We start from the raw sequence: 14362 nt of genomic DNA, 5'->3' as shown, positions 1-14362 counted from the left end.
CGCACAGGAGCTATCGATGGACGACGACGCCGAACTGTTCCGGCAGGCCATGCGCGACGTGCGCCCGCTGGCACCGTCGGAACGCGTCGCCCGGCGCAGCCTGCCGCGACCGCCGCCGATCGCGCGCTCGCGCGCCGCCGACGATCGCGAGGTGATCGACTCCCTGCTCGCCGAACCCGACCCGGAATGGCTCGAACATGGCGAAACCCTGCAGTACCGTGCCCCCGGGGTGCAGGACGGCGTGCTGCGCCGGCTGCGGCGCGGCCACTATCGCCTCGACGGCAACCTCGACCTGCATGGCATGAACCGCGCGCGGGCGCAGCAGGCGGTGGCGGGCTTTCTGGCCGACTGCGCGGTACGCGACCGCCGCTGCGTGCGCATCGTCCACGGCAAGGGCAACGGATCGCCGAACAGCGGTCCGGTGCTCAAGCGCTTGCTGGACGGCTGGCTGAGGCGGCGGCGCGACGTGCTCGCCTACTGCAGTGCGCGCCCGGCCGATGGCGGCACCGGCGCCGTCTACGTCCTGCTGCGAGCCAGCTGACGGCTTCTACGGCAGCGAGCCGGCGGCTGCCGCGGCGCGCATCGGATTGAGCTCCAGCGCGAGCTGGTCGAGCAACTGGCGGAATCGCGATGCCCCCGACATGCGCGCGATCTGGATGCCGCCCTGCAAGGCCGCGCAGATCTCGACGGCCTTGTCGAGCGCGTCGCCGTTGAACTGCAGCACATCCTCACGCCGACCCTGCTCCAGCGTGCCGCGCAACCACTCCTGCACGTCGCGCATCAGCAGACGGGTCTCGAGCCGCATCGGTTCCGGCAGCGCGCAGAACTCGGAGGCCAGCGCGCCACCGGGGCACAGCAGGCAGTCGTCGGCCTTGCGCGGCTCGCCGAGGTAGGCGCGGTAGGTGCCGAAATAGGCCTGCAGCCGCGCCCAGGCATCGAGATCGGGTGACAGGGCCGCGACCCAAGCATGGAAGCGCTCGCGATAGCGCTGCACCAGCGTGACGCCGAGATCTTCCTTCGACGGAAAGTGGTAGTGGATCGCGGCGTTGCGGATGCCGAGCTGAACGGCGATGTGCTGATAGGCGAAGCCGCCGTAGCCGCGGCGCTGCAGCAGCTCCTCGGCACATTCGAGGATCGCTTCCCGGGTGTCGCGGCGGCCGGCGCGGCGCGCCCTGGCGTCTTCGGCTGGGGGGGCGGTCTGCAACATCGCCTGAGTGTATTCCCCTAGCCAACAGCGAGACAACCGCACTCAGCCGCCGTGCAGCAGCACCACCGCGTGTGCCGCCAGCCCTTCCCGGCTGCCGATCGCGTCCATGCCCTCGTTGGTCGTCGCCTTGACGTTGACCCGGTCGCGACCGATGCCCAGCGCGTCGGCAAGCGCCGTGCGCATCGCCTCGACGTGGGGCGCCACGCGCGGCACCTGGGCGATGAGGCTCAGGTCGGCATTGACCACGCCGTATCCGGCGTCGCCGATGCGCCGCATCACCTCGGCCAGCAGCCGGCGGCTGTCGATGCCCTTGTACTGCGGGTCGCTGTCCGGAAACAGGCGTCCGATATCGCCGCCACCGATGGCGCCGAGCAGGGCGTCGCAGAGCGCGTGGATCAGCACATCGCCGTCCGAGTGGGCGACGATGCGGTACGGGCATTCGATGAAGACGCCGCCGAGCGTGACGCCATCGCCGGGTTCGAGGCGGTGCGTGTCGAATCCGTGGCCGATCCGCAGGCTGGTGCTCATGGTCCCTCCTCCAGCCGGGCCAGCCAGAACTCGGCCAGCCGCAGGTCCTCGGGAAACGTCACCTTGATGTTCGACTCACGTCCCCGCACCAGCCGCGGCTGCAGGCCGGCCCGCTCCATGGCCGCGGCCTCGTCGGTGATCTCCGCCCCGGCCTGCAGGCTCTCGCGCAGCGCGGCGCTCAGGGCCTCGAGGCCGAACAGCTGTGGCGTCTGCGCCCGCCAGAACTGGCTGCGGTCGATCGTTTCCACGGCACGGGTCTGCTGCGCGCGCTTGAGCGTGTCGGCCACCGGCAGTGCGAGCAGCCCGCCGTTGCGTTCGTCGGCCTCATCGCGCAGCCGCTCGACGTCGCTCCAGCTCACGCAGGGGCGCGCCGCGTCGTGCACCAGCACGCGCACGTCGCGAAAGCCGCGGCTGTGCTCGGCGACGACCGCGAGGCCGGCGAGTACCGACTCGGCCCGCGCCGCGCCGCCGATCGCGGTATGCACGCGCGGATGACGCGCCAGCGGCAGGCGCGGGTACTCCGCATCGTTGCGCGCGAGCACCAGCACCACGCCATCGATCCAGTCCAGATCGAGAAACGGCGCGACGCTCCACTCGAGTATCGTGCGTCCGCGCAGCTCGGCGTACTGCTTGGGACGACCCAGGTTCATCCGTGTACCGCCGCCGGCAGCGGGGATCACTACCCAGTAGCGCGCGTGCCGGGGCACGGTCGGGTCGTCGCTTCGAAAACGGTCGGAGGCGATCAGGGATTGACGACGAGATAGAAGGTCTCGCCGTCCCTGATCATGCCCAAGGTGGTGCGCGCACGGGCCTCGATGGCTGCCGTCCCCTGTCCGAGGTCGCGGACTTCGGCATCGAGCGCCGCATTGCGCGCGCGAAGCGCGTCGTTCTCGTCCTGCATGGCCTGTGCCTGCTGCTTGAGTCGATGCGTATGCGCAATGCCGCCGTCGGCGATCCACAGGCGCCACTGCATGGCCAGCAGCAGCAGGATCAGGACGCCGAGGGCGACGCGCTGGCCCATCGCCTACAAGGCCACCGGGAACGCCGACGCGCCCGGATAGCGCGCGCGACTGCCGAGCTCGCGCTCGATGCGCAGCAGCTGGTTGTACTTGGCCATGCGGTCGGAGCGGCACAGCGAGCCGGTCTTGATCTGCGTCGCTGCCGACCCGACGGCGATGTCGGCGATCGTCGCATCCTCGGTCTCGCCCGAGCGGTGCGAGACGACACTCGAATAGCCGGCGACGGTCGCCATCTCGATCGCATCCAGCGTCTCGGTCAGCGTGCCGATCTGGTTGGGCTTGATCAGGATGCTGTTGGCGATGCCCTTGGCGATGCCTTCGCCCAGGATCTTCGTGTTGGTCACGAACAGGTCATCGCCGACGAGCTGCACCGTGCCGCCGAGCTTCTCGGTCAGCGTCTTCCAGCCCTTCCAGTCGTTCTCGGCACAGCCGTCCTCGATCGAGATGATCGGGTACTTCGCGCACAGGCCGGCGAGAAAGTCGGCGAACTGCTCCGAGGTGAACGACTTGCCCTCGCCATGCAGGTTGTACTTGCCCTTCTCGTAGAACTCGCTCGACGCGACATCCAGGCCCAGGTAGACGTCCTTGCCCGGCTTGTAGCCGGCCTTGGCGATGGCATCGACGAGGCAGTCGAGCGCCGCGGCGTTCGACGGCAGGTCCGGGGCGAAACCGCCCTCGTCGCCGACGGCCGTGTTGAGCTTCTTTCCCTGCAGCACCTTCTTGAGCGTGTGGAAGATCTCCGCGCCGCAGCGCAGCGCCTCCGAGAAGCTGGCCGCGCCGACCGGCAGGATCATGAACTCCTGGATGTCAACGTTGTTGTCGGCGTGCGCGCCGCCGTTAATGACGTTCATCATCGGCACCGGCAAGGTGCGGCTGCCGACGCCGCCGAGGTGGCGGTACAGCGAGACGCCCTTCTCCGTCGCCGCCGCCTTCGCCGTGGCCAGGGACACCGCGAGAATCGCGTTGGCGCCGAGCTTCGCCTTGTTGTGCGTGCCGTCGAGCGCGATCATGGTCTGGTCGACGCGCGCCTGGTCCTGCGCATCCAGGCCGATGACGGCCTTCGCCAGCGGACCTTCGGCGTTCTTCACCGCCTTCAGCACGCCCTTGCCGAGGTAGCGCGTCTTGCCCCGGGTCGGGGCTCCGTCACGCAGCTCCACCGCCTCGCGCGTACCGGTCGACGCGCCGGACGGCGCTGCCGCGACACCGCGGGCGCCGGACGCCAGCGTCACGCAGGCCTCCACGGTCGGGTTGCCACGGGAGTCGATGATTTCGAGAGCGGAGACGGAAACGATCTGGGACATGTAGTGCGGTGGTGTTGGCGTGTGGGTTCAGGTGCGCAGCCGGTCTTCGAGCAGACCGCCGGCCTTGGTCACCCGGTCGATCTCGACCAGGGTGGTGAGCAGCGATTCGAGATGCGTCAGCGGCAGGGAATTCGGGCCGTCGCAGAGGGCTTCGTCCGGGCGCGGGTGGGTTTCCATGAACACCCCGGCGACGCCGGCGCCGACCGCCGCGCGCGCGAGGACCGGAATCATCTCGCGCATGCCGCCGGAGGCGTTGCCCTGCCCGCCCGGCAGCTGCACCGTGTGCGTGCTGTCGAAGACTACCGGCGCGAACTTGCGCATGATCGCCAACCCACGCATGTCGGCCACCAGGTTGTTGTAGCCGAACGAGAAGCCGCGTTCGCACAGCAGGAACTGGTGGGGCGCCACCGCCGTCATCTTGTCGATGACGTTGCCCATCTCCCAGGGCGACATGAACTGCCCCTTCTTGACGTTGATGGGCCGCCCGGTGCGCGCGACGTTCTGCATGAAGTTGGTCTGCCGGCACAGGAAGGCCGGGGTCTGGATGACGTCGATGACGCTGGCGACCTCGCCCAGCGGCGTGTCCTCGTGGACATCGGTCAGCACCGGCACGCCGATCTGCTTCTTGACGTTCTCCATGATCTTCAGGCCGCCTTCGAGACCCGGTCCGCGGTAGCTCTTGTGCGAGCTGCGGTTGGCCTTGTCGAAGGAGCCCTTGAAGACGAAGAGAATCCCGAGCTTCTCGGCGATCGGCTTGATGTGCCCGGCCACGTCGAGCGCCAGCTGTTCCGACTCCAGCGTATCGGGGCCGGCGATCAGGAAGATCGGATGCCGGTCGCCGATGTCGCGTCCGAGCAGCCTGTTCATGCCACGCGCGCCGGATTCGCCGAATCGGCAGCCGCCTGGTGCGCGAGGTGGTGCTCGCGCGCGGCACGCACGAAACCCTCGAACAGCGGATGACCGTCGCGCGGCGTCGACGTGAACTCCGGATGGAACTGGCAGCCGACGAAGAACGGATGGTTCGACAGCTCGACCATCTCGACCAGCTCGTTCTCGACCGACTCGGCGACCAGGTCGAGCCCGCCGTCGGCGAGCTGCTGCTTGTAGTTGTTGTTGAACTCGAAGCGGTGACGATGGCGCTCGCTGATGATCTCGGCGTTGTAGAGCGCGCGCGAACGCGAGCCTGCCTTGAGACGGCAGGCCTGCGAGCCGAGGCGCATCGTGCCGCCCTTGTTCGACTCCAGCGTGCGCGTATGCATGCGCCCGTCGGCATCGCGCCACTCGGTCACCAGCGCGATCACCGGATGCGGCGTCTTGGGATCGAACTCGGTGCTGTGTGCATTGTCGAGGCCGCAGACACTGCGCGCGTATTCGATCACGGCCACCTGCATGCCCAGGCAGATACCCAGGTACGGGATGCGGTTCTCGCGCGCATAGCGCACGGCCACGATCTTGCCTTCGATGCCGCGTTCGCCGAAGCCGCCGGGAACGAGGATCGCGTCGACGCCCTGCAGCGCGCGCAGCCCCTGGGTCTCCAGCGTCTCGGACTCGACGTAGCGGATCTTCACCCGCGTGCCGGTGTGCATGCCGGCGTGGAACAGCGCCTCGTTGAGCGACTTGTAGGCATCGGCGAGGTCGACGTACTTGCCGACCATCGCGATCTGCACCTCGGTATCCGCCGAAACGCGCGCATCGACCAGTCGCTCCCAGGCGGAGAGATCGGCCTGCCGGCATTCGAGTCCGAAGTGCTGCACGACCAGATCGTCGAGGCTCTGCTGGTGCAGCCAGCCAGGAATCTTGTAGATGTCGTCGACGTCGACGGCGGCGATGACCGCCTTGTACGGCACGTTCGTGAACAGGGCGATCTTGCGACGCTCGCCGTCCGGCAGCGGGCGCTCGGTGCGGCACACGAGCACGTCCGGCTGGATGCCGATGCCGCGCAGTTCCTTGACCGAGTGCTGCGTCGGCTTGGTCTTGAGTTCGCCCGACGCCTTGACGAACGGCACCAGCGTCAGGTGCATGTACAGGGCATGCGAGCGACCGAGCTCCACCCCCATCTGGCGGATCGCCTCGAGGAACGGCAGCGACTCGATGTCGCCGACGGTGCCGCCGATCTCGACGATGCAGATGTCGGCGCCCGCCGCGCCCTTGAGGACATTGGCCTGGATCTCGTCGGTGATGTGCGGAATCACCTGCACGGTCTTGCCGAGATAGTCGCCGCGGCGCTCCTTCTCGAGCACGTTGCGGTAGACCTGTCCGGTGGTCAGGTTGGACCAGCGCGTGGTCTTGCCGCGCAGGAAGCGCTCGTAGTGCCCCAGGTCGAGGTCGGTCTCGGCGCCGTCCTCGGTGACGAACACCTCGCCGTGCTGGAACGGGCTCATCGTGCCGGCGTCGACGTTGATGTACGGGTCGAGCTTGATCATGCTGACCTTCAGGCCGCGCGATTCGAGGATCGCGCCCAGCGAGGCCGCGGCAATGCCCTTGCCCAGCGAAGACACCACCCCCCCGGTCACGAAGATGTATCGCGTCTGATGCGGCGCGTCGGCCATGGGTGATAGCGGCGGTGGGTTTCGCGAATTTTACGTGAAGCGTCCCCCTGCGCTCAATTCGACGGCTCCGGCAGCGTGTGTTCCCAACGCATCTGCAGGCCCAGCCGGCGCGCGGCCGGCGCCTGCCAGCGTCCCCCGGCCGCCAGCAGCTCGCCGTCATGCCAGAGCAAGGGCATGCGCTCGCGCAGCCACGGCGGCATGCCGGCCTGCTGACACAGCCGCGTCAGCAGGCGCGCCGGGCCGCTCTCGTCCAGACGGATCCGCTCGCCGCCCCCGGCAAAACCGACCGTGCTGCCCGCCGGCGGACGCCGCGCCACACACACGCGGCCGCAGCCGTCCGGAAGCTCGACGGTGCGGCCGCGCGGCCAGCGCAGGACGTGCCCGCTCGGCGGCGGCAGGCTGCGCATGAGGAACAGGCCGTCGCGGTAGCGGCGCGCCTCGCCCCCGCCGCAGGCCAGCAGCGGCGTTGCATCCGCCCGCGCGCGCAGCACGCTGCGTTCGAGTTCGGCATACCACGACGCCGGCGGCGGCAACAGACCGAGCGCGCACCAGCGGTGGTAAAGCAGGTTGCGCCGCCGCTGCGGCGACAGGGCCAGCAGGGCACTGACGCGCAGCGCCTGTCCCTGGGCGCAGCGCCCGGCGTCCTCGGCCGCGATGTCGGCGAGCAGGCTTCCGGTATCGCGTGCATGCGCCGCCAGCCGCGCGAGCTGCGCCGTCGCCGCCGGGAAATGTTCGTCGAGCACCGGCCACACCCGCTGGCGCAGAAACGCCCGCGTGTAGCGCGGCGTGGCGTTGTGCGGGTCCTCGATCCACTCCAGCCCCTGCCGGCGGGCGTGCTGGCGCAGTTGGTCGCGCGGACGGTCCAGCAGCGGGCGCCAGAGCAGGCCCGTGCCCAGCGGCTCTTCGTGGCACATCGCGCCCAGGCCGGCGATGCCGGTGCCGCGCAGTGCGCGCATCAGCACCGTTTCGGCCTGGTCGTCGCGGTGGTGAGCCGTCGCCAGCACGTCGCCCTCGCGCAACAGTTTGCGCAGCGCGTCGTAGCGGGCCTCGCGTGCCGCCGCCTCCGGGCCCTGCTCGTGCCGCCGGGCGGGGCTCACGTGCAGCACGCGCAGGGGAATGCCGCGTGCGCGGCAGAATCGGCGACAGTGACGGACCCAGTCGTCCGCCGACGACTGCAGACCGTGGTGGACGTGCACGGCGCGCACCGGCGCACCGGCGGCGTGCAGCAGGTCGAGCAGAACGGTCGAATCGAGCCCGCCGCTGTAGCCGACCCAGAGCCGCCCGCGCGGACCCAGCGGCGATGGCGGCAATTCGAACGGCGCGCGCATCGCGGCGCCGTCGCCCTCAGTGGACCGTCGTGTACGCGCCGTAGCCGAGCAGACGCTCGTAGCGCGCCGACAGCAGCTTGCTCATCGGCTGGTGGCACAGGCGCTCGAGATTGCCTTTGAGCTTCTGCTGCAGGGCATTCATCATCGCCGCCGGATCGCGATGCGCGCCGCCGAGCGGCTCGGGCACGATCTCGTCGATCAGCTTGTGCTGGTACAGGTCGTTGGCGGTCATGCGCATGGCCTCGGCGGCCTCGGGCGCACGACTGGCGTTCTTGAACAGGATCGACGCGCAGCCCTCGGGCGAGATCACCGAATAGATGCTGTACTGGAGCATCATCACGTGGTCGGCGACGCCGATCGCCAGCGCACCGCCGGAGCCGCCCTCGCCGATCACCGTCGCCAGCACCGGCGTGTGCAGACGGGAAAGCTCGTAGAGATTGCGCGCGATCGCCTCGGACTGGTTGCGCTCCTCGGCGCCGATGCCGGGATAGGCGCCCGGCGTGTCGATGAAGGTCAGCAGCGGCAGGTTGAACTTCTCGGCCAGCTTCATCAGCCGCAGCGCCTTGCGGTAGCCCTCCGGCTTGGGCATGCCGAAGTTGCGGTAGACGCGCTCCTTGGCGTCGCGCCCCTTCTGCTGGCCCAGCACCACCACCGCACGGCCATCCAGGCGGGCGACACCGCTGACGATGCTCGGATCGTCGGCATAGTGGCGGTCGCCGTGCAGTTCCTCCCACTCTGTGAACAGCGCCTTGATGTAGTCGAGCGCGTACGGCCGCTGCGGATGGCGCGCGACCTGCGCGATCTGCCACGGCGTCAGCTTGTTGAAGATCTGCTCGGTGAGCTCGCGGCTCTTGAGCTGCAGGCGTTCGATTTCCTCGGTCAGGTTCACGCCCGAGCCGGACGTGGCGAAGCGCAGCTCTTCGATCTTCTGCTCGAGCTCGGCGATCGGCTGCTCGAATTCCAGGTAGTTCAGGTTCATAGGCTGTCTTGGACGATCCCCGCGCCTTCCGCCCGGGCGGAGAGGCTACTCGTCATCATCGGCGCCCCCGGCTGCCGTCGCGTAGCGACGCTCCACGGCCGGAGCCACGTACTTCCGGTATGCGACTTTAACGCAGTCCTCGCCCAGCAGCTGCCGCAGCTCCAGCAGCAGGGCATCGTCGACGCGCACGCGCCACTCGCCCGGAAAGTCGAGCGTGCAGGTCAGATGGCCGGAGCGGTAGTGGACCTGCGGCGACAGCCCGTCGGGCGAGCGGCGCGGCATCAGCATGCGCCGCAGCGCCATCACGTCGCCCGCCGGCCGGGTCCAGGTCAGCGTCAGCCGCTGCGCGTACTCGCGCAGGACCTGGTCGAGGCCGTAGAAGTCCGGTGCGTACAGCCGCGGCTCGGGCTCGCGGCCCTCGCGCGGCGGCGACATGCCGATCTCGCCGAGCACGAAGACCAGCGAATCGGGCCTGACCACGGTCTGCACGCGCGCGAACGGATCGGCATCCATCCAGCACGAGATCTCGCGGCCGCCATCCTCGACGGTGATCCGGTAGCTGGCGCGGGCCGCGCGGCCGTCACCGTTGGGATCGCCACGGAAGAAGCGCAGGTCCTTGACCCAGGCGGCGAACAGCAGCTTGCTGCGCGGCTGCCAGCCGCTCTTGCCCGACGGCGGCGGCGCGCTTAGCACCTGCTGCAGCAGCGCAGGCAGGCGGCCGCTGCAGATCTGCTCGATCAGCTCGGCGTAGGCATCGACCGGGTGCCCGGACTGGTAGAAGCCCAGCGTTTCGCGCTCGCGCGCGAGCCGCTCGCGCAGGGCCCACTCCTCCTCGCACTGCAGTTCGATCCCGCCCGGCGCCTCGACCGCGCTGGCCACCGAGCCGAACATGTCGCCCTGACCGGTGGTCGCCTGCTGTGCCGCGGCCTCGGCCACCTGCAGGGCCTTGGGCAGGTTGCGGAACAGCGTCGCACGGTTGGCGCCGAGGCTGTCGAGTGCGCCGGAGAAGATCAGCGCCTCGAGCACGCGCTTGTTGGCCTTGCGCGTGTCGATCCTGCCGCAGAAATCGAACAGGTCCTTGAACCGTCCGCCGCGCTCGCGCTCGGCGAGCACGCTTTCGAGCATGCCCTCGCCCACGCCCTTGATCGCGCCCAGCCCGTAGCGGATCTGTCCGTCGGCCGGGACCGTGAAGCGGATGTGGCTCTCGTTGATGTCCGGCGGCAGCACCTGCAGGCCCATGCGCACGCATTCCTCGCGCATGACCACCACCGAATCCGGATGCGCCATTTCGCAGGACAGCACCGCGGCCATGAACTCCGCGGGATAGTGCGTCTTCAGCCAGGCCGTCTGGTAGGACACCAGCGCATAGGCGGCGGCGTGCGACTTGTTGAAGCCGTAGTTCGCGAACTTCTCCATCAGGTCGAAGACCTTGCCGGCGGTCTCCGCGTCCACGCCGCGGCCGACGGCGCCGTCGGTGAAGATCTGGCGCTGCTTGGCCATCTCGTCGGCCTTCTTCTTGCCCATCGCCCGGCGCAGCAGGTCGGCGCCGCCGAGCGTGTACCCGGCCAGGCGCTGCGACATCTGCATCACCTGCTCCTGGTAGACGAAGATGCCGTAGGTCGACTTGAGCACCGGCTCCATCTCCGGATGCAGGTACTCGATCTTGCGCTCGTCGCGCTTGTTCGAGCAGAACGTCGGGATGTTGTCCATCGGCCCGGGCCGGTACAGCGACACCAGCGCGACGATGTCCTCGAAGCAGTCCGGCTTGAGCTCGCGGCTCGCCTTCTGCATGCCCGGCGATTCCATCTGGAACACCGCCGAGGAATCGCCGGACTGGAAGATGTGCCGGTAGGTCTCCTGATCGTTCAGTTGCAGCGCGAGCATGTCGATCTGCCGGCCATGGCGCGCCCGGATCGTCCTCACCGCCTCTTCAATGACGGTCAGCGTCTTCAGGCCGAGGAAGTCGAACTTGACCAGTCCGACCATCTCCAGGTCCTTCATGTCGAACTGCGTGCGCATGCCGCCACCGCCCGCTTCGCAGTACATCGGCGTGTAGTCGGTCAGCGGCTGCGGCGCGATGACCACGCCACCGGCATGCACGCCGACGCCGCGGGTGATGCCCTCGAGCGCGAGCCCCATATCGAGCACGGCGCGCGTGTCCTCCTCGGCTTCGTAGCGGCGCTTGAGTTCCGGGACGGTTTCGATCGCATCGGCCAGCGTCGCACCGGGCGTGCCCGGCACCAGCTTGGCGATCGAGTCGCCGAAGCCGTAGCCGTGGCCCAGCACGCGCGCGACGTCGCGCACGACACCGCGCGCCGCCATCGTCGCGTAGGTGATGATCTGGCCGACCCGGTCGCGGCCGTACTTCTGCGTGACGTACTCGATCACGCGATCGCGGTTGTCCATGCAGAAGTCGACGTCGAAGTCGGGCATCGACACGCGCTCGGGATTCAGGAAGCGCTCGAACAGCAGGTTGTACGGCAGCGGGTCCAGGTCGGTGATGCGGATCGCGTAGGCCACCAGCGAACCGGCGCCGGAGCCGCGCCCGGGGCCGACCGGACAGCCGTTGGCCTTGGCCCACTGGATGAAGTCGGACACCACGAGGAAGTAGCCCGCGAAGCCCATCTTCTCGATGATGCCCAGCTCGTAGTCGAGCCGCTCATGATAGGCCTGCGCCTCGCCGGCGAGCCCGGGCCCCGCGCGCAGCTCGTCGAAGCGCTCCAGCAGCCCGGCGTGCGCGCGCTCGCGCAGCCACGAGTCGGTGCTGTGGCCCTCCGGAACCGGGAAGTTCGGCAGGTGGTACGGCGGCGCGAACTTCAGCGTCAGCGAACAGCGCCGCGCGATCTCGACGCTATTCTGCAGCGCCTCGGGAATGTCCGCGAACAGCTCGGCCATCTGCGCCGGCGACTTCAGGTACTGCTCCGGGCTGTAGTCGCGCGGCCGGCGCTCGTCGGCGAGCACACGCCCCTGGGCGATGCACACCCGCGCCTCGTGCGATTCGAAGTCGCCGGCATCGAGGAAGCGCACATCGTTGCTCGCCACCACCGGCACGCCGCTGTGGCGCGACAGCGCGCAGGCCGCCGCGACCCACTCTTCGTCGCCGGGGCGGTCGCAGCGGGCGATCTCGAGATACAGCCGCTGCGGAAAGATCGCCTGCAGGGCCTGCAGGTGCGCCAGCGCGGCGTCCACCTGATCGGCCTGCGCCGCGCGGAAGATGCTGCCGTCGCGCCCGCTCAGTGCGATCAGTCCGTCGGCATGCGCGGCGAGCCAGTCCCAGCGGATCAACGGCTGGCCGCTCGCCTGCCCTTCGGTGTAGCCCAGCGAGATCAGGCGCGCGAGATTGGCGTAGCCGGCGTCGTTCTGCACCAGCAGGGTCAGCCGCTCGATCCCCTCCTGCGGCAGGCGCTCTTCCAGCCACAGGTCGACCCCGACCACCGGCTTGATGCCCGCGTTCTCGGCTGCCTTGTAGAACTTCACCATCGCGAACAGGTTGTTGCGATCGGTGATCGCGACGGCCGGGTAGCCGAGCTCGGCCGCACGCGAGGTCAGCGTGCCGCCGACGCCGCCGCCCTTGCGCTTGGGCGGCTCGACGCGCACGACGCCGTCGGTCAGCGAGAACTCGGTGTGCACACGCAGGTGGACGAACGCGCTCATCTCAGGCCGTGCGCAGGTCGAGCACGCTCTGCGCGCAAGGCGCGAAGCTCATGCGATGGATCGGGCTCGGGCCCAGCCGGCGCAGCGCCGCCATGTGCTCCACCGTGCCGTAACCCTTGTGCCGGGCAAAGCCGTAACCCGGATGCTCGATGTCGAGGGCGCAGATCGCGCGGTCGCGGGAAACCTTGGCGAGAATGCTCGCCGCCATGATCGCCGGCTCGAGGCCGTCGCCGCCGACGATGGTGCGAACGGCGCAGCCCAGCGGCGGCGCCTGGTTGCCGTCCACCCAGGCCTCGACCGGCAACGCGCGCAGACCGGCCAGTGCGCGCTGCATCGCCAGCCATGTCGCACGCAGGATGTTGAGCCGGTCGACCTCCGCCGCATCGGCCCAGGCGATGCTGAAATCGACGGCATCCCGCCGGATCTCGTCGAACAACCGCTCGCGGCGCGCCGGCGACAGCTTCTTGGAGTCGTTGAGCCCTTCGGGTCGCACCTCGCCCAATACCACCGCCGCGGCGTACACCGGCCCGGCGAGACAGCCGCGTCCGGCCTCGTCGATCCCGGCGATCATCGCTCCCCCCGGCGGGGCGCAGCGGCGTGAAGCGATGGTGCGCTGGCGACGTTCATGCGCGGCCGATTGTAGTGCCCAGGCCTCATGCCGTCCGCAGCAGTTCGTCGAGAATCGCGGCGGCACGCTCGCCGGCATTGCAGCGCAGGCTCGCGCGCACGGCGTCGAAGGCCAGCAACTGTCGCTCGCGCATCTGCGGCTCGCGCAGCAGCGACAGCAGTTCGCCGGCCAGCGCCAGCGGTGTCGCCGCCGACTGCAGCAGTTCCGGCACGACCGGCTCGGCGCACAGCAGGTTCGGCAGGCTCACATGACGCGACTTGAGCAGGCCCAGGCGCAGCATGAGGAAGGCCGTCAGCGGACTGCCGCGATAGGCGACGACCATCGGGCGGCGCGTCAGCAGGCATTCCAGCGTCGCCGTACCCGACGCCAGCAGCACGGCGTCGCCGGCGCGCATGCACGCGCGGGATTCGCCGTCGACCAGCGTCCACGGCAACGAAGGCGCATGCGCCGCGATGGCGCGCTCGATACCGGCGTGCAGCGCCGGCTTGGCCACCGGCGTGACGACGCGCAATGCCGGCACTACGCGATGCAGATCGGCAGCGGCCTGCGCGAAGACGGGAGCCAGATAGCGGATCTCGCTGCCGCGACTGCCCGGCATCACCGTCAGCAACGGTCCGTCGGACGGCAGGCCGAGTTCGCGCCGCGCCGCGGGGGCGTCAGTGTCGGCGTCGATCTCATCGGCCAGCGGGTGTCCGATGTAGTCCGCCGCAACCCCGTGATCGGCGTACCAGTGCGGTTCGAACGGAAACAGGCACAGCACGCGTTCGACCGCCTGGGCGATCGTCTTCACCCGCCCGGCCCGCCATGCCCAGACCGTGGGGCTGACCACGTGGACGGTGCGCAGTCCCGCCGCCCGCAGACGGCGCTCGAGGCCGAGGTTGAAATCCGGCGCGTCGATGCCGACGACCAGATCCGGACGCTCGTGCAGCAGCCGCTCCACCAGGCTCCTGCGCAGTCGCAGCAACCGCGGCAGCTCGCGCAGGACCTCCGCCAAGCCCATGACCGAAAGCGCATCGATGGACTCGATCGCCTCGCAGCCGGCAGCCGACATGCGCGGTCCGGCAATGCCGTAGCACCGGACCCCGGGCACACGTTCGCGCAAGGCGCGGACGATCGCGGCGCCGAGGATGTCGCCGGAAATCTCGCCGGCGACGAAGGCCACGCGTGGA

General features: G+C 69.4%; 13 protein-coding genes. 1 reads left to right on the top strand and 12 read right to left on the bottom strand.

What is annotated here, in order from left to right:
• Window positions 1-16: 16 nt before the first annotated feature.
• A complete protein-coding gene (locus C8D93_RS09550; protein WP_110264955.1) occupies window positions 17-541 on the top strand; it encodes a Smr/MutS family protein in 525 nt (174 codons plus the stop codon).
• A 6-nt stretch (window positions 542-547) separates the two neighbouring features.
• On the opposite strand, the gene C8D93_RS09545 is transcribed toward C8D93_RS09550, so the two are convergent.
• The 12 genes from C8D93_RS09545 to lpxB all read right to left on the bottom strand — a co-directional run bounded on the left by C8D93_RS09545 (window position 548) and on the right by lpxB (window position 14355).
• The gene (locus C8D93_RS09545; RefSeq protein WP_110264954.1) at window positions 548-1207 is read right to left on the bottom strand and encodes a TetR/AcrR family transcriptional regulator; all 660 of its coding nucleotides are present in this window, start codon (window positions 1205-1207) and stop codon (window positions 548-550) included.
• Between the two features lie 42 nt (window positions 1208-1249).
• A complete protein-coding gene (gene ispF / locus C8D93_RS09540; RefSeq protein ID WP_110265114.1) occupies window positions 1250-1723 on the bottom strand; it encodes a 2-C-methyl-D-erythritol 2,4-cyclodiphosphate synthase in 474 nt (157 codons plus the stop codon).
• A gap of 8 nt (window positions 1724-1731) precedes the next feature.
• On the bottom strand, window positions 1732-2442 hold the full coding sequence (gene ispD / locus C8D93_RS09535) for a 2-C-methyl-D-erythritol 4-phosphate cytidylyltransferase (RefSeq protein ID WP_110264953.1): 711 nt from the start codon (window positions 2440-2442) through the stop codon (window positions 1732-1734).
• Window positions 2443-2477: 35 nt separating this feature from the next.
• The gene (ftsB, locus tag C8D93_RS09530) at window positions 2478-2756 is read right to left on the bottom strand and encodes a cell division protein FtsB (RefSeq protein WP_110264952.1); all 279 of its coding nucleotides are present in this window, start codon (window positions 2754-2756) and stop codon (window positions 2478-2480) included.
• A 3-nt stretch (window positions 2757-2759) separates the two neighbouring features.
• On the bottom strand, window positions 2760-4055 hold the full coding sequence (gene eno, locus C8D93_RS09525; protein ID WP_110264951.1) for a phosphopyruvate hydratase: 1296 nt from the start codon (window positions 4053-4055) through the stop codon (window positions 2760-2762).
• Window positions 4056-4082: 27 nt separating this feature from the next.
• Complete coding sequence (kdsA, locus tag C8D93_RS09520) at window positions 4083-4922, bottom strand: 3-deoxy-8-phosphooctulonate synthase (RefSeq protein ID WP_110264950.1); 840 nt, start codon at window positions 4920-4922, stop codon at window positions 4083-4085.
• On the bottom strand, window positions 4919-6604 hold the full coding sequence (gene pyrG, locus C8D93_RS09515) for a CTP synthase (protein ID WP_110264949.1): 1686 nt from the start codon (window positions 6602-6604) through the stop codon (window positions 4919-4921). Before pyrG ends, kdsA begins: the two co-directional genes overlap by 4 nt.
• A 53-nt stretch (window positions 6605-6657) precedes the next feature.
• The gene (gene tilS / locus C8D93_RS09510) at window positions 6658-7932 is read right to left on the bottom strand and encodes a tRNA lysidine(34) synthetase TilS (protein WP_110264948.1); all 1275 of its coding nucleotides are present in this window, start codon (window positions 7930-7932) and stop codon (window positions 6658-6660) included.
• Between the two features lie 16 nt (window positions 7933-7948).
• Window positions 7949-8911 (bottom strand): acetyl-CoA carboxylase carboxyltransferase subunit alpha, encoded by a 963-nt coding sequence (locus C8D93_RS09505; RefSeq protein WP_110264947.1) that lies wholly within the window; start codon window positions 8909-8911, stop codon window positions 7949-7951.
• 45 nt (window positions 8912-8956) lie between these two features.
• Complete coding sequence (gene dnaE, locus C8D93_RS09500; protein WP_110264946.1) at window positions 8957-12565, bottom strand: DNA polymerase III subunit alpha; 3609 nt, start codon at window positions 12563-12565, stop codon at window positions 8957-8959.
• A 1-nt stretch (window position 12566) separates the two neighbouring features.
• Window positions 12567-13136 carry a ribonuclease HII gene (rnhB, locus tag C8D93_RS09495; RefSeq protein WP_211307280.1) on the bottom strand — a complete coding sequence of 190 codons (570 nt, stop codon included), beginning with the start codon at window positions 13134-13136 and terminating at the stop codon, window positions 12567-12569.
• A gap of 82 nt (window positions 13137-13218) precedes the next feature.
• Window positions 13219-14355: a lipid-A-disaccharide synthase gene (lpxB, locus tag C8D93_RS09490; RefSeq protein WP_245903867.1), complete on the bottom strand. Its 1137-nt coding sequence runs from the start codon at window positions 14353-14355 to the stop codon at window positions 13219-13221.
• Window positions 14356-14362: the final 7 nt, after the last annotated feature.

It is taken from the genome of Sinimarinibacterium flocculans (genome assembly GCF_003201205.1).
Classification (GTDB): Bacteria; Pseudomonadota; Gammaproteobacteria; order Nevskiales; family Nevskiaceae; genus Solimonas; species Solimonas flocculans.
This window is presented reverse-complemented; position numbering and strand designations above follow the sequence as displayed.